The 14566-nt window shown below is 65.9% G+C and carries 14 protein-coding genes; 6 read left to right on the forward strand and 8 right to left on the reverse strand.

The features are described from left to right. Nucleotides 1-20 precede the first annotated feature (20 nt). A complete protein-coding gene (locus L5G32_RS02910) occupies nucleotides 21-593 on the forward strand; it encodes a hypothetical protein (protein WP_237009495.1) in 573 nt (190 codons plus the stop codon). Nucleotides 594-619: 26 nt separating this feature from the next. Here L5G32_RS02910 and L5G32_RS02915 read toward each other — a convergent pair whose 3' ends face one another. Further along, complete coding sequence (locus L5G32_RS02915; protein ID WP_237009496.1) at nucleotides 620-1183, reverse strand: HdeD family acid-resistance protein; 564 nt, start codon at nucleotides 1181-1183, stop codon at nucleotides 620-622. 24 nt (nucleotides 1184-1207) lie between these two features. Between L5G32_RS02915 and L5G32_RS02920 the strand changes: the two genes are divergently transcribed. The 3 genes from L5G32_RS02920 (at nucleotide 1208) to L5G32_RS02930 (ending at nucleotide 4839) form a co-directional block, all read left to right on the forward strand. Next, complete coding sequence (locus tag L5G32_RS02920) at nucleotides 1208-2056, forward strand: acyl-CoA thioesterase domain-containing protein (RefSeq protein ID WP_237009497.1); 849 nt, start codon at nucleotides 1208-1210, stop codon at nucleotides 2054-2056. A 39-nt stretch (nucleotides 2057-2095) separates the two neighbouring features. After that, nucleotides 2096-2863 (forward strand): deoxyribonuclease IV, encoded by a 768-nt coding sequence (locus L5G32_RS02925; protein ID WP_237009498.1) that lies wholly within the window; start codon nucleotides 2096-2098, stop codon nucleotides 2861-2863. 149 nt (nucleotides 2864-3012) lie between these two features. Beyond that, a complete protein-coding gene (locus L5G32_RS02930; RefSeq protein WP_237009499.1) occupies nucleotides 3013-4839 on the forward strand; it encodes an acyl-CoA dehydrogenase in 1827 nt (608 codons plus the stop codon). A gap of 109 nt (nucleotides 4840-4948) precedes the next feature. On the opposite strand, the gene L5G32_RS02935 is transcribed toward L5G32_RS02930, so the two are convergent. Continuing rightward, nucleotides 4949-5506 (reverse strand): helix-turn-helix domain-containing protein, encoded by a 558-nt coding sequence (locus L5G32_RS02935; RefSeq protein WP_237009500.1) that lies wholly within the window; start codon nucleotides 5504-5506, stop codon nucleotides 4949-4951. Between the two features lie 136 nt (nucleotides 5507-5642). Between L5G32_RS02935 and L5G32_RS02940 the strand changes: the two genes are divergently transcribed. Beyond that, the gene (locus L5G32_RS02940) at nucleotides 5643-6923 is read left to right on the forward strand and encodes an MFS transporter (RefSeq protein ID WP_237009501.1); all 1281 of its coding nucleotides are present in this window, start codon (nucleotides 5643-5645) and stop codon (nucleotides 6921-6923) included. A gap of 9 nt (nucleotides 6924-6932) precedes the next feature. Here L5G32_RS02940 and L5G32_RS02945 read toward each other — a convergent pair whose 3' ends face one another. Next, complete coding sequence (locus L5G32_RS02945; protein ID WP_237009502.1) at nucleotides 6933-7451, reverse strand: glycine cleavage system transcriptional repressor; 519 nt, start codon at nucleotides 7449-7451, stop codon at nucleotides 6933-6935. Nucleotides 7452-7574: 123 nt separating this feature from the next. Here L5G32_RS02945 and L5G32_RS02950 point away from each other — a divergent pair, with 123 nt between their 5' ends. Beyond that, the gene (locus L5G32_RS02950) at nucleotides 7575-8099 is read left to right on the forward strand and encodes a hypothetical protein (RefSeq protein WP_237009503.1); all 525 of its coding nucleotides are present in this window, start codon (nucleotides 7575-7577) and stop codon (nucleotides 8097-8099) included. Between the two features lie 63 nt (nucleotides 8100-8162). On the opposite strand, the gene L5G32_RS02955 is transcribed toward L5G32_RS02950, so the two are convergent. The 5 genes from L5G32_RS02955 to L5G32_RS02975 form a co-directional block, all read right to left on the reverse strand. Beyond that, nucleotides 8163-8939: an SDR family NAD(P)-dependent oxidoreductase gene (locus tag L5G32_RS02955; RefSeq protein ID WP_237009504.1), complete on the reverse strand. Its 777-nt coding sequence runs from the start codon at nucleotides 8937-8939 to the stop codon at nucleotides 8163-8165. A 135-nt stretch (nucleotides 8940-9074) separates the two neighbouring features. Beyond that, nucleotides 9075-10766, reverse strand: coding sequence for a VanW family protein (locus tag L5G32_RS02960; RefSeq protein WP_237009505.1), 1692 nt, complete (start codon nucleotides 10764-10766; stop codon nucleotides 9075-9077). Nucleotides 10767-10907: 141 nt separating this feature from the next. Next, nucleotides 10908-11375 carry a MarR family winged helix-turn-helix transcriptional regulator gene (locus L5G32_RS02965; protein ID WP_237009506.1) on the reverse strand — a complete coding sequence of 156 codons (468 nt, stop codon included), beginning with the start codon at nucleotides 11373-11375 and terminating at the stop codon, nucleotides 10908-10910. Next, entirely contained in the window at nucleotides 11372-12967 is a 1596-nt protein-coding gene (locus L5G32_RS02970) for an MFS transporter (RefSeq protein ID WP_237009507.1), read from the reverse strand. The genes L5G32_RS02965 and L5G32_RS02970 overlap by 4 nt, the downstream gene beginning before the upstream one ends. Before the next feature lie 145 nt (nucleotides 12968-13112). Beyond that, nucleotides 13113-14420, reverse strand: a complete 1308-nt coding sequence (locus L5G32_RS02975) for an acetyl-CoA C-acetyltransferase (protein WP_237009508.1) — start codon at nucleotides 14418-14420, stop codon at nucleotides 13113-13115. Between the last annotated feature and the right edge of the window lie 146 nt (nucleotides 14421-14566).

The raw sequence follows: 14566 nt of genomic DNA on the forward strand, positions 1-14566 counted from the left end.
ATCCAGGGCACAATGGAGCCATGCTCGACGAGTTGAACTGTCACGCCCGAGACCTGTACGACGCAGGTGAGTTCACCGGTGCGCTCGCCGACTACTCGGTCCTCCGCGAGATCCGGTCTCGCAGAGAAGGCCCCTATTCGGTGAAATACCTTGCTGCCCTGCATGACTGCGTGCGATGCATGTCCCACCTCGAACTGTGGACGGATTCAGATCTGCTGTGCAGTGAACTCCATGCCAAATATGTGCGCACCCACGGCCGCGGCGGCAGCGACACCGTAGACGTCGCCCGCCATTGGGGGTGGGCGATGGTCCACCTTCATCAGGCCGATCCCGTCGCGGCACTGTGCATCACGACTGCCGACGCGATGTGGGACTCCGACCGATCCGGCGCAGACCTTCTCCTCGGCACCGCGGCCGCGCAGTCGCACGAGTCGACCGAACTCGCCGACTCGGGTCTCGTCGACGGCGTCTCCTTGCGGCACGCCGAAGAACTCGTCACCGCGTTACGTCGGTGGACCAGGGCGCTCACCGACGACGGTGCCCGCATCTCGGTCACAGCAGACTCGCTGTCGCCGCAGGCCGTCGCCGCGTGAGTCGGTAATCGGCCGGCCCGGCCGGATCAGACCTTCCGCTTGGCCGGCAGCGTGAACAAGGTCGCGACGCTGACGGCGATCAGCATGATCGCGAGGATCCACAAGATAGCGCCGAGCGTCGCAACGGCCGGGAGGACGATCATCGCAATACCGGCGAGCACCGACACGACGCCCGACAGGATCACCAGCCACCGGGGTGCGACGTAGGCGGACATCCGGGCGCCGAACAGATCTTGGAGCCCGGAGAAGATCCAACCGACACCGATGAAGATCCCGAGGAGGGTCAACGATTCAGCCGGACTGAGGATCGCCAGGACACCTGCGGCGAGCACGATGACACCGAATGCGGCGAGCAGCATGCGGGTTCCGAACGGAGCCGAGGTCGTCGCGAACGCGACGAACAGTCGCAGCAGTCCGGTGACCACTAGGGCCGCACCGAACAGGACGGCGACCACAGCCAACGTCGCGCCCGGCCAGACGAGGGCGACGACACCGAGTGCGATGCCGACGATCGACGTCGTGATGAGGAACGAACGCACAGCGTTGACCGCTGCGTCGGGCAAAGCGGACGGGGCCGAATTGACAGTCATACGCCAAGCGTAACGTCACAGAATATGTCGCAGCCGTCGTTCTTCACTCCGGGTGACTCAGGTCGCGCGGACCCGACCGATTTCGCGTCGAGCCTGTGGGGCCCGGACTCGTTGAACGGTCCGGCAGTGTGCGCCCTCGCCGCGTACGCCGCCGAACGTGAGAACTCGCGCGACGGATGGCTGCCCGCCCGGTTCACCCTGGAACTGTTCAAGGCCGCTCACCGCGTCCCGACGAGCATGAGCACCGAAGTACTCCGCGACGGCCGCCGGATCCGCGTCGTGCAAGTGCGTATCCACCAGCATGCGAGCGACGACACGACGGCGACGCTCGTCGCCCAGGGCAACGTGGTGTTCCTCAAGCAGGGCTCCAATCCCCCGGGCGCGCGCTGGTCACGTCCCGACGAACCGATCGCCGTCCCCGAGTCGACCGACGCCGACCAGCTCACCTGGTTCTCCGACGCCGAGACGGACTGGAGCCAGGACATGGGGTCCTTCCAGAACGGCAACCGTCGCCGCCTGTGGAGCCACCCGATCCGCGTCCTGCCCGACGAGCCGCTCACGCCGTTCCAGCGCGCCGTGATCTCGGCCGAGAGCACCAGCCTGGCCACCAACTGGGGCGAGGGCGGAATCGGATTCATCAACTGCGACCTGACGGTGGCGTTGAGCAGGCTGCCGGTCGGCGACCGGGTCGGCGTCGAGTCCGACAGTCATCTCGAGGACGCAGGCGTCTCGGTCGGCACCGCGACCTTGTTCGACAGACGAGGCCAGTACGGCGTCGGCCTGGTGACCGCCGTCGACAACTCCCGCGCCATGATCGACTTCCAGAACGTGACGCTGCCGTCGACTTCCGCGGGCGACGACCGCAACGTCTAGACACACCCGCGACCGCTCCGAACCCCATATCGTTGACTCATGCGTATCGGAGCACATCTTCGCCAGGACGAGAACCCTGTCGCCACCGCGAACGAACTCGGGATCGACATCTTCCAGATGTTCGTGACCGATCCCCAGAAGTGGAACAAGCCGGAAACCCATCCGCACGCCGAGGAGATCCGCGAGTCGCCGATCGACGTCGTCGTGCATTCGAGCTACCAGATCAACGTCGCGAGTCTGAACAATCGGCTCCGGATGCCGTCGCGCAAAGCGGTCGAACAGCAGGCCGCTGCGGCGAAGGACCTGGGCGCCATCGGCCTCGTCGTCCACGGCGGGCATCTGCGCGACGGCGAGGACGCCGCGGAGGGATTCGCCAACTGGCGAAAGCTGTTCGAGCGGCAGGCCGACAAAGGCGGCTTCGGCGTCCCGATCCTGATCGAGAACACGGCGGGCGGATCGCACGCCATGGCCCGCACTCTCGAGTCGATCGAGCGACTGTGGGACGCCGTCGGCGACTTCGACGAGGCCGGATTCTGCCTGGACACCTGCCATGCCTGGGCGGGCGGTGAGGATCTGGTCGGGCTCACCGAGCGGATCAAGGCGATCACCGGCCGCATCGACCTGATCCACCTCAACAACTCGCGGGACGAGTTCGACTCCGGTCGCGACCGGCACGCGAACATCGAATCCGGACACATCGCACCGGAGGTCCTCGCAGCGTTGATGAAGACGGCGGACGCACCAGGCGTCTTGGAGACCCCGTCGGACGGTGTGGCCGACGACCTCGCCTACCTGCGCAGCCATTGATCAGCGAAGAGCGCGACATCCGCTTGCATTTGTTAGCAGCACCACATCTCACACAGTTGCCTCCGCAAGGACCGAACGATAACGTGTCAACTGTTACCGGCAAGTAACATAGCCGGACAGCCTCCCAAATACCGGTTAGGAACGTTCTCATGGGCCATTACAAGTCCAACCTCCGTGATCTCCAGTTCAACCTCTTCGAGATGTACGAACTCGACAAGGTGCTCGAGTCCGGGGAGTTCGGCGATCTCGATCATGAGACCGCCGTCGACATGCTCCGCGAGGTCAAGAACCTTGCCGAGGGCGTTATCGCCGACTCCTTCACCGACGCTGACCGCAACCCGCCGGTCTTCGACCCGAACGAGCACAGCGTCGCCATCCCCGAGAGCTTCGCGAAGTCGTACCACGCGTTCATCGAGGCCGGCTGGGACAAGGTCGGTGTCGACGAGGAACTCGGCGGCCTGCCCGCTCCGCGGTCGCTGTACTGGGCGCTGGGCGAGATGATCCTGGGCGCCAACCCGCCGGTGTTCATGTATGCAGCCGGTTCGGGCTTCTCGAACATCTTCTACGACAACGCCACCGACGAGCAGAAGAAGTGGGCCACCATCTGCGCCGAGCGCGGCTGGGGCGCCACGATGGTTCTGACCGAGCCCGACGCCGGTTCGGACGTCGGCGCGGGCACCACCAAGGCGACTCGCCAGGAAGACGGCAGCTGGCACATCGAGGGCGTGAAGCGCTTCATCACCTCGGCCGACCAGGACATGACCGAGAACATCTTCCACCTCGTGCTGGCACGCCCCGAAGGCGCCGGACCGGGCACCAAGGGCCTGTCGCTCTTCTTCGTTCCGAAGTTCCACTTCGACGCCGAGACCGGTGAGCTGGGCGATCGCAACGGCGCATTCGTCACCAACGTCGAACACAAGATGGGCATCAAGGCGTCGGCCACTTGCGAGCTCAGCTTCGGCCTGCACGACGTCCCGGCCAAGGGCTGGCTCGTCGGCGAGGTCCACGCAGGCATCGCCCAGATGTTCGACGTCATCGAGCACGCCCGCATGATGGTCGGCACCAAGGCCATCTCGACGCTGTCGACCGGTTACCTGAACGCCCTCGAGTACGCCAAGGAGCGTGTCCAGGGCGCCGACCTGACCCAGATGACCGACAAGGCCGCACCGCGCGTCACCATCACCCACCACCCGGACGTGCGTCGCGCCCTGCTCACCCAGAAGGCGTACGCCGAGGGTCTGCGGACCGTGTACCTGTACACCGCGTCGCACCAGGATCCGGCTGCTGCGGAGATCGTGTCGGGCGCCGACGCCGAGCTCGCGCACAAGGTGAACGACCTCCTGCTGCCGATCGTCAAGGGCGTCGGCTCCGAGCGCGCCTACGAGAAGCTCACCGAATCGCTGCAGACACTCGGCGGCTCGGGCTTCCTGCAGGACTACCCGATCGAGCAGTACATCCGCGACTCGAAGATCGACTCGCTGTACGAGGGCACCACCGCGATCCAGGCGCAGGACTTCTTCTTCCGCAAGATCATCCGCGACAAGGGCCAGGCTCTGGCGCACGTCGCCGGACAGATCCAGTCGTTCATCGACGGCGGCGAAGGCTTCGCCGACGAGCGCGCACTGCTCAAGACCGCACTGGACGACGTCCAGTCGATGGCAGCCAAGCTCACCGGCTGGCTAATGGGCGCCCAGGAGGATCCGAAGCAGCTGTACCTCGTCGGCACCGCTTCGGTCCGCTTCCTGCTGTCCGTCGGTGACCTCGTCATCGGTTGGTTGCTGCTGCGTCAGGCCGTCGTCGCACAGGCCGCGCTCGACAACGGAGCAACCGGCGACGACGTCGCGTTCTACCAGGGCAAGGTCGCCTCGGGCCGCTTCTTCGCGAAGAACATGCTCCCGCAGCTGACCGCCGTCCGCCACATCGTCGAGAACAACGTCGACAACGAGCTCATGGAGCTCGACGAAGCCGCCTTCTGATCGGTCCTCACCAGCCGATAAGAAGCTGAAGGAGAGCCCCCGCCGCAACCCGGCGGGGGCTCTCTTCGTTTCTCACGAACAAATCAGCCCGGCCCTGGCGTGCCTTTCGCTACGTCGTATGGGCGGTCGAGACGAGGAGGACTTCGGCAGGTCCCGGCCCCGAGTTGGACACCTGATGTGACACGCGGGAGGGGAAGTGGATCGCGTCGCCGACGCCGAGAGCCATGACATCGGAACCGATCCGCGTATTGACGCTGCCGACCAGGACGTACAGCCACTCCTCGCCGTCATGATGGGCGTCCGGAGTGTCGTCACTACCGCTGGCGATGGTCAGATGAATCGCTTGCAGACCAGGAAACGCGCCGCTCAGCGAGGCGAGAAAGCCGTTTGCACTGGCGGTGTACACACGCTCGTCAGCGCGACTGACGTGATAGCTCGACTGGAACTGCTCGTCGACGAGTTGACTGAGCGACACCCCGAAAGCATGTGCGATCTCGATCAAGGTACCGACAGACGGCTGGCGAGTGCCTGACTCGATTCGCGAGAGCTGCGTCGTCGACAGACCGACCTTGTCGGCCAGGCTGGCGAGCGTCCATTGGCGGTCCCTGCGGTGCTGCCCCACGCGTCGACCGATCCAACTGTCGTCACGACGTTCTCTGCCTGCCACAGTCATCACCCTACCCCGGAATACCCATGAGGTAATAATGTTGCCTCTGCGGTTGCACGGCCGAGGTATCAGTGCCATCGTCGACTGCAACAGCGGCGGGATGACCGCCTCCTAGTCAGTCAGGAGAAGGGGCAGTATGAGTGCTGACACGAGGCGTGCGGGAACGAGGCCAACGACATTCGACCGACCTCACCACCTGACAGCCGTGGGCGCTCCGCTCGCCGTTGCTGCAGTGGTCTTGCTAGCAGTGAATCTTCGCCTGGTATTCGGCAGCTCGTCTGCCGTCATCTCTGATATTCGGACGGCATATGATCTGGGGCCCGCCAGTGCCGGCCTGCTCACCACCGGACCGGTGGCCTGCCTCGGACTGTTCAGCCCGCTGGCCCCCCGCGCGCTTCGTCATTGGTCGGTGCCGACGGTACTCACAGCGAGCCTCCTTCTGGTCGCCGCGGGTACCGCCGCACGCGGCATCGACGCGTGGGCGTACCTGCTCGCGGGAACCCTCATCGCAGGCATAGGCATCGCAGTCGCCAACGTGCTGGGCCCAGTGTTCGTCCGAGGGTACTTCGCCCACCGAATCGGCGTCATGACCGGACTGTTCACCGCACTCGTCAGTGCGTCGGCAGGTCTGGCATCGGGAGCGACTGTGCCGCTTGCCGACCACGTGTTCCACTCATGGCGGACGACGCTCCTGGCGTGGGCCCTGCCGACGACCCTCGCGGTCCTGGTCTTGGCGGCCGTCGCCATCCGTCACCGCCGAGTGCCGACGACGTCACCGCACGGACACGCGACTGCACCGACGTCGGGGCGCCGACTCCTGCAGTCTCCGACTGCGTGGGCCGTCACCGGCTTCATGGGGGTGCAATCGCTCCTGGCGTACTCGCTCATCGCATGGCTGCCGACGTTGTATCGCGATCGTGGACTCAGCGCCGAGGCCGCAGGCCTCGTCCTCACAGTCCTCAGCCTCGCGAGCATCGCTACTGCGCTGATCGTTCCCATCGTCGCCGCACGCCTACACGATCAGCGACTGCTCGCGGTCTCAGTCGTCGCCCTCTCGGTCCTCGGCCTGACCGGAGTGCTCGTCAGCGGACAACATCTCGCACTCTGCTGGGCGGTCCTGCTCGGGCTCGGGCAAGGCGGACAGTTATCGTTCGCGCTCGCCGCGATGAACCTCCGGGCCCGAGATGCGGCAACCGTCGCACAACTGTCCACCATGGCGCAGTCGATCGGATACCTGATCGCCGCCCTGGGACCCGTGGCCACTGGACTCCTTCACAGCGTCTCCGGCGGATGGACCGTGCCGATAGTCGCACTGACCGCGCTCATGGCTGCACTCGCCGCGTGTGGGTGGGCAGCCGGACGGCCGCACTCCATCAGCGCCGAGCCTGATGCCGTGCCCGCCCATGCCGACGGCTGACCTTGCGAACTATTCGGTGTCGAACTCGAGATCGACCAGCAGTTCGGCGGCGATGCGCTCCAGATCGGCGCGGATCTCGGCTAGCTCCGCGCTCGGCGGGACCCGCACCTCGATCGTCGCCTCGAACAGCGTCCCGCCGGCCATGGGCGCGTCGCGGGTGCCGGTCGTCAGCTTCTCGATCGTCACTCCGCTCCGACTCAACGCCGTCGACAATTCGTGGACGATGCCCGCCCGGTCCGTCCCGAGCAGTTCGATCCGCATCGCTGACCACTCGTCGTCCTGGGAGGCTCCGCCACCGCCCGAGTGGACGGCCACCTCGAGAAGACCGTCGAGTCCGGTGACGGCCGCGACGAGCCCGTCCTCGCGTTCGGCAGGCACCGCGACGACGACGATCCCCGCGAACTTTCCGGCCAGCTGTGTGAGCTGACTCCGCTCCCAGTTTCCGCCGTTCCCCGCGACGGCGTCGGCCAACGCCGACACGAGGCCCGGACGGTCGTCACCGATCACTGACAGCACCAGATTTCGCATGCCGCAAGCGTATCGGGCGCCGCCCCCCGGGCACCGTGCGTTCTGCAGTCAGAGGGCTTCGATAGCCTCCAGGCAGTACGAGGAGACACCGTCCGCGCGCACGACACCCGAGGAAACGACCGAATGCAGCCGCCGCAGAATCTTCACGCTCACGACATCGCGATCTGGCACACCGCCCACATCAATCAGGTCATCGAACGCGGCGACTTCAGTAGTCTGCCGCAGCTCGGCACTCCCTTCGCGCTCGCGCGGGATGAACGGGCGCTCGCCCAGGGCGTCTTTCGCCTGTACAACTTCGAGGCTGCAGGCAACGGATCGTACGTGCACCAGAACGGCTTCGTCTTCGGCACCGGCGCCGTCGGCTGGGTCAGCACTCACCACCTTCATTTCGCGACACCGTACAAGTACTTCCAGTGGGACTTCGGCTCTATCCACTCCATGACGTTGGTGGGCCCCGGCCAGGTTCAGTTCGCGGGCCAGTCGGTAGACGGACCGATCGCGTGGATCCTCGAATCTGATTGGGCTGAACTGGCATTCACGATCTGGGCACGAGCCCGACACGCACAGCACCCGCAATTCATCACGGCCGGGTGGATCCCTCCGGGCTGGCACGAGCGCGCCGCGCACGCGGGCTGGCAGTTGTCATGAAATACGAATGGCCGCCGCTGTCGAGACAGCGGCGGCCATTCTAGGTGTTCGGCTGGTTCCGAACTACTTCGGTGGCATCCGGATGCCGCCGTCGACGCGGATCACTTCAGCGTTCATGTAGGAGTTGGTGATGAGCTCCTCGACCATCGAGGCGAGCTCGTCCGGCAGACCGAGGCGCTTCGGGAAGAGAACGCTCTCGCCGAGCTTCGCCTTGAACGCTTCCGCGTCCGGGCCTTCGCCGTAGATCGGGGTGTTGATGAGTCCGGGAGCGATGCAGTTGACGCGGATGCCGACTGCCGACAGGTCACGCGCAACCGGCAGGGTCATGCCGACGACGCCGCCCTTCGACGACGAGTACGCAGCCTGACCGATCTGGCCGTCGAACGCCGCGACGCTGGCGAGGTTGACGATCGCGCCGCGCTCACCGTTCTCGTTCGGCTCGTTACGGCTCATTGCGGTGGCGGCCAGGCGGACCGAGTCGAACGTGCCGATCAGGTTGATCGCGATGACCTTCTTGTACAGGTCCAGGTTGTGAGCGGACGCGAATTCGCCGTCACGACCGACGGTGCGCTGCGCCCAACCGATGCCAGCCGAGTTGACGACGGCCTTCAACGGGCCGAGCTCGGTGGCCTTGTTGACGGCAGCTTCGATCTGCTCGGTGTCGGTGACGTCAACGGAGACGAAGACGCCGCCGATCTCCTTGGCGAGAGCCTCGCCGTCTTCGGCCTTGAGGTCGGCGATGACGACTTTGGCGCCTCGTGCGGCGAGACGGCGGGCCGATGCCGCGCCGATGCCGGACGCGCCACCGGTGACGATTGCACTTGATCCAGTGAGTTCCATATTCGGAGCTTAACTAATCGGTGACAGGCGACACAGGGTGGGTGGCGGCGCGATCAGCGGTAGGGATCTCGACCCTTCGACTCGCTTCGCTCGCTCAGGACGGCGCTCCGCTCGATCAGCGTCAGTTGGGCTCGATCAGCGGCAGCGGACGATGGGTTCCGGAGCGTACTTCACCGTGCGGGTGTGACGGGAGATCTCGTTGCCCGACTTGTGGTCACTGATGATCCGGGTGTCCGAGGCGGTGAAACCGCCCGCGCCGCTACTCGGGACGCAGTCGTCGCCCGCCGGCACGTTCACTACTTCCGGAGAGGTCGCGTTGACTCGCGGGCCGGTCACCGAGTCGACGTCCAGCGTCTTGGTGCTCCACATCCGCACGGTGATGTTCGACGACGACCACTGCGTCTCGATGTAGATCCCGTGCGACGTGTTGTTCGTGAACTGCAGGTCGATCAGCCCTTCGAAGACCGTCGCCTCGCGCGCTTCCGGATACCGGGAGATGTAGTAGGCGTGCTCGGTGTGGCCTGCGTCCTCGAGCCCCGCGAAGTACGCGGCGTTGTACAGAGTGGTCGCGAACTGGGAGATACCGCCACCGACGGCTTTCGACGGCCGTCCGTGGTCGATGATTCCCGACTCGACATATCCCTGAGCCGTCCCACGCGTGCCCGTGTAGCCGTTGAGCGAGAAGGTCTTTCCCGGCAGTACGACGGCGCCGTCCACCTCGTCTGCGACGAGCCGGATGTTCTCACCCGACGGTCCACTGAAACCGCCGGTGGTGAACTCGGAGACCACCTCGGTGACACCGAGCTTCCGCGCCGCGGCGGTGTCGAGCGACGGCTTACGGATCTTGTATGGGAGCTGTTCGGAACGGTCGTCGGCGAGGGCCGCCGTGGCGATCGTCGACGCCGTCTTGCGCCAGTCGACTCGGGCTCCGTCGCTCGACGGCACGACCTGGGGCGACCCACCCGACATCCGGAACGTCGCATCGACCGCCTCGGATTCGGTCGGCGCCGTGCGATCGCCGAGTACCTTCTTGGCCTCCGCGCGGTCGACCCGCGGCTTCAGTCCGCCGCGGCCGTCGGCCACGAAGCTGACGAGTTCGCCGAGATCCCGACGATCCACCGAGATCGTCCGACCGCGACCGTCCAGCCGGACCGGCGACGACGTGACCGTGCGAGCCTGATCGGCGACGACGGCGTCGACCGTCTGCGCTGACACCGTCGGCGAGAACGGCTCCATGGCCAAATCGATCGGTCCGCCTGCGAGCCATTCGTCCTCGACTGAGTGCAACGCCGAGTCGCGATCGATCCGCATCCCCTTGGCCGGGTACTCGGCGACCGGCGTGATGCCGTCGAAGTGCACTCCCCCTTCGACGGCGGCCTTCTCGAGGACCGGCTTCTGTTTGTCGAGGGCGGCGTCGAACGCGGCGCGGTCGATGCGGACCACGGGATGGACGTCGCGGCGAGCGCCGAACAATGCAGACACCCTGGTGAGCGGGTTACGCGGCTGCGTCTTCAGTACGTCGAGCGTCGCGTCGACGTCGAACTTGGCGCCCAATGTCTGCGGGTCGATAGTCGCCGTCCCCGACGACGTCCGCACCGTGATCGGTCCGTGGGCGACGACGTCGAGGCGGTTCAGGATCTCCCGCGCCTGCGCATCTGTCTTATTGCCGAGATCGAATTCGGCGATGTGCACACCGCGAGCGGTCTTACCGTGTCCGAGCGCGTAGTCGAGAGCGAATCCGAGGCCGACGAGCAGGATCGCGGCGAGGAGTCCTCGCACGATCCACCATCGGGCGCCCGCGCGGCGTTCGCGTCGTCGTAATTTCACAGCAGTTCGATCATATGCGGATAGCAAGACTCCGGCTGAACCGCCGGGTCGGGGGTCTGGCGGTTCAGCCGGAGCTACCAGGTCTATAGCTCCGAGTTCGATGGACGTTACACACTCGGCGAAGGTTTTTCCCGATAGACGTCACACGTCAGCTTCGTCCTGGTCATCGCCTGTCATCATCTGCAGGACTCGCCACATCGCGTCGATCATGACGCGTCGCTCGTCCTCGTCGAGTCCGGTGAGGAAACTCTCGGTGAGGCTCGCGAGTCTCGTGCGCGCCGCGCGCAGCGCCGTCCGCCCGTCGTCTGTGACGTGGTGCCCCATCGCCCGCCCGCCGAGCGACTCTCGACGCACCATTCCGCATTCGGCGAGCCTGGTCAGCACTTGACTGACCGCCTGGGGCGTCGCGTGCGTGGCCTCCGCCAGCTCGCAACCCGTACTGCCCGGCAGTTCGTCGATCGCAGCCAGCACCGGGATCTGTGCCTGCGACAGCCCGAGCTCGGCCAGACCGGGCGCAGCCTTGCGGAACAGCGCCAAGTCGAGATCGCGGATCATGAGCGCGAACTTCAAGGCCGGGTCGTCGGCGTTCCCTGAGGACAGTCGGGTCACGGCAGGCTCACGGTCTCCTCGGCCGCGGACCGACGTCCGACGACCCGCAGAGCGGTGCAACCGGTGCACAGAATGCCGAACACGACGGCCGCCGCGATCGCGGTCAGGCTGAATCCGTGCAGTTGGGCAGCACTCAGTGCGCCGTGGAGCTCGAGGTCGGGGAACTGAGCCTGCGCGACGGCCCCGCCGTGCTGGATGCCCTGTGCGTCCACCGTCTGCTGGACGGCCGCTGACTGTGCGCCGTCGACACCCGCGTCAGTCAGCTTGTCGGGCAACGCACTGATCGCCCAGGACGCGGACATGATCGAGAAGACCGCCGGTCCGAGCGCGCCACCCGTCTGTCGAACGGCGTTGATCGCAGCACTCGCCATTCCCGCTTGACGGAACGGGACGGCGTTGACGGCTGCCGCGGTGACAGTGGCCAACACCCCGCCGATCCCGATGCCCGTGAGGATCAGGCGCAGATCGGACTGCCAGACGGGCGCGTCGTTGTCGATGAACGCCAGGAGCAGCATGGACACCGCGGTCCATCCGCAGGCTGAGGCGAGAACGGACTGAGCGTTGAAACGGTGCAGCGCACGACCGGCGATGTTCGAGCCCAGGACCGACCCGCCGATGAGGAAGATGTATCGGTTCGCCACTGCCATCGGGCTCAGGTCGAGGGCACTGAAGTAGAGCGCGAGACCGAAGTTGACGCCGAGATACGCGAACATCGCGATCGTCGCGACCAGCGCCGACATCGAGAAGTTGACGTTGGCGAACACGCGGAGGTCGAGCAGGGGCGCATCGGATCGCAGTTCGACGACGATGAACCCGCCGAACGCCACGACCGCGACCACGAACGCCACCGACGAGTTCACACTCGAGAATCCTTCTGCACCGCCGTTGATCACGCCGTATACGAGTGCAGCGACACCGACTGCGGTGAGGATCTGTCCGGGAACGTCCATCGACGTGCCGTCGCCGCCGCGACTCTCCGGAACAAACCGCACGCCGAACACGAGCACGAGGGCAGCAGCGACGACAACGGGAATGAACAGCCAGTACCAGGCCACCGAGTCGAGGATCGCGGCCGAGACGTACACGGCGACCGCCATCGCCGCCATCATCGCACCCGACCAGGCAGCGATGAGCACAGCGCGTCGACGGTGATCAGGTTCGGCGACGCTGATGATCGCCAATGTCGTCGGAATCAGCGCGGCGGCGCCTGCACCTGCGAGTCCTTGCCCGACCCAGATCAGATAGATGGCGTTGCCGCCGTCGACCAACCCTGCGGAGGTAGCAACGAGGCCGCCTATCAACGCGAGGACGAGTCCGATCACGAGCACCCGGCGGCGTCCCCACTTCTCGGCCCACGCGCCGAACGCCAGGATGAGGGCGGCCATCGGGAGGACGAGCATCGACACGACCCACTCGAGGTCGGATGCACTGGCTTGAGTCTGTCGCGCGATCTCCGACAGCCCGACGGTCGCCGCCATGATCGGCAGGTAACCGACGAAGATTCCCGCGCAGGCGACCGCAGCGATCGGTCCGGTTCTCTGCTTCGGACTCTCGTCTGACTGCGACCTCGTCGCCTCGCTCTGAACACTCATGCCGACCATTGAATCAAGCCCTTGATTCGTGGCGCCAAGCGAAATCGCCGTCAGGTGAGAAACCTCACCTGCAGATGCAGTTCGCCGGCCCGACCGTGTGGTCGGACCGGCGAACGTGTCTGTCACTCACTCAGCCGCGAGCAGATCAGCCTTCGACGATGGCGGTGACGCCCTGGCCCCCTGCCGCACAGATCGAGACGAGGGCGCGACCGCCGCCGTTCTCCTTGATCTGCTTCGCGGCCTGCGCGATGATGCGGCCGCCGGTCGCAGCGAACGGGTGACCTGCCGCGAGCGACGAGCCGTTGACGTTCAGCTTGCTGCGGTCGATCGATCCCAGCGCCTTGTCGAGGCCGAGCCGCTCACGGCAGTACTCGTCCGACTCGAAGGCCGCGAGGGTGCTGAGCACCACCGACGCGAACGCCTCGTGGATCTCGTAGTAGTCGAAGTCCTGCAGAGTGAGTCCGTTGCGCTCCAGCAGGCGCGGGATCGCGTACGTCGGAGCCATCAGCAGGCCGTCGGGACCGTTGACGTAGTCGACGGCGGCGGTCTCGGTGTCGACGAGGTACGCCAGAACCGGGAGCTTCTTCTCTGCGGCCCACTCGTCGCTGGCCAGCAGCACGGTCGACGCACCGTCGGTGAGCGGGGTCGAGTTGCCCGCGGTCATCGTCGCGTCGCCCAGGCTCACACCGAAGACCGGCTTGAGCGTGGCGAGCTTCTCGACCGACGAGTCAGGACGCAGGTTCTCGTCGCGGGTCAGGCCGTTGAACGGCGTCACCAGGTCGTCGAAGAAGCCGCGGGCGTACGCCGCGCCCATCTTCTGGTGACTGGCGGCCGCGAGCTCGTCCTGGTCCGCGCGCTTGACTCCGAACTCCTTGGCGGTGATGGCGGCGTGATCGCCCATCGACATGCCGGTGCGGGGCTCGCCGTTCTGCGGGATCTCGATGCCGAGCTTCGGAGCCAGGCCGAGAGCGGCCTTGATGCGGTCTGCGGTGCTCTTGGCCCGGTTGACCTCGAGGAGCTGACGGCGAAGGTCGTCGGAGACGGCGATCGGGGCGTCGGACGTGGTGTCCACGCCGCCGCCGACTGCCACGTCGTATCGCCCGCTCGCGATGCCGTCGGCCACTGCGGTGATCGCCTGAAGGCCGGTGCCGCAGGCCTGCTGCAGGTCGAATGCCGGGGTGTACGCCGACAGGCTCGAGCCGAGAACCGACTCGCGGATCAGGTTGAAGTCGCGCGAGTGCTTGAGCACGGCGCCGCCGGCCACCATGCCGAGCTGTTCGCCCTGCAGGTTGAAGCGGCTGATCAGGCCTTCGAGAGCTGCGGTGAACATCTCCTGGTTGCTGACCGTCGCGTAGCCGCGGTCCTGACGGGCGAAGGGGATGCGGTTGCCGCCGAGGATGGCGACCGGACGAGGCTTGCGGGGTTCGGGCTTTTTAGGCGTGTACGAGGCCACTGGGATCTCCTGTGTGAAAACGGCAGCGCCCTTAGCCCTGCCTGATGGGACCGTTTCTTGTCATCATTCTTACTCCAGAGTAAGTTCATTGTCGACCCCGGTGACCGGGGCGAGCACATGATCGAGGCGGTATCCGCGAGAAGTGC

This window comes from Gordonia zhenghanii (assembly GCF_021738965.1).
In the GTDB taxonomy this organism is placed as follows: Bacteria; Actinomycetota; Actinomycetes; order Mycobacteriales; family Mycobacteriaceae; genus Gordonia; species Gordonia zhenghanii.

Excerpts from the sequence above, each read along its gene's own strand:
- L5G32_RS02910 (WP_237009495.1), top strand. The coding sequence starts at position 21 with ATGCTCGACGAGTTGAACTGTCACGCCCGAGACCTGTACGACGCAGGT.
- L5G32_RS02915 (WP_237009496.1), bottom strand. The coding sequence starts at position 1,183 with ATGACTGTCAATTCGGCCCCGTCCGCTTTGCCCGACGCAGCGGTCAAC.
- L5G32_RS02920 (WP_237009497.1), top strand. The coding sequence starts at position 1,208 with ATGTCGCAGCCGTCGTTCTTCACTCCGGGTGACTCAGGTCGCGCGGAC.
- L5G32_RS02925 (WP_237009498.1), top strand. The coding sequence starts at position 2,096 with ATGCGTATCGGAGCACATCTTCGCCAGGACGAGAACCCTGTCGCCACC.
- L5G32_RS02930 (WP_237009499.1), top strand. The coding sequence starts at position 3,013 with ATGGGCCATTACAAGTCCAACCTCCGTGATCTCCAGTTCAACCTCTTC.
- L5G32_RS02940 (WP_237009501.1), top strand. The coding sequence starts at position 5,643 with ATGAGTGCTGACACGAGGCGTGCGGGAACGAGGCCAACGACATTCGAC.
- L5G32_RS02945 (WP_237009502.1), bottom strand. The coding sequence starts at position 7,451 with ATGCGAAATCTGGTGCTGTCAGTGATCGGTGACGACCGTCCGGGCCTC.
- L5G32_RS02950 (WP_237009503.1), top strand. The coding sequence starts at position 7,575 with ATGCAGCCGCCGCAGAATCTTCACGCTCACGACATCGCGATCTGGCAC.
- L5G32_RS02955 (WP_237009504.1), bottom strand. The coding sequence starts at position 8,939 with ATGGAACTCACTGGATCAAGTGCAATCGTCACCGGTGGCGCGTCCGGC.
- L5G32_RS02970 (WP_237009507.1), bottom strand. The coding sequence starts at position 12,967 with ATGAGTGTTCAGAGCGAGGCGACGAGGTCGCAGTCAGACGAGAGTCCG.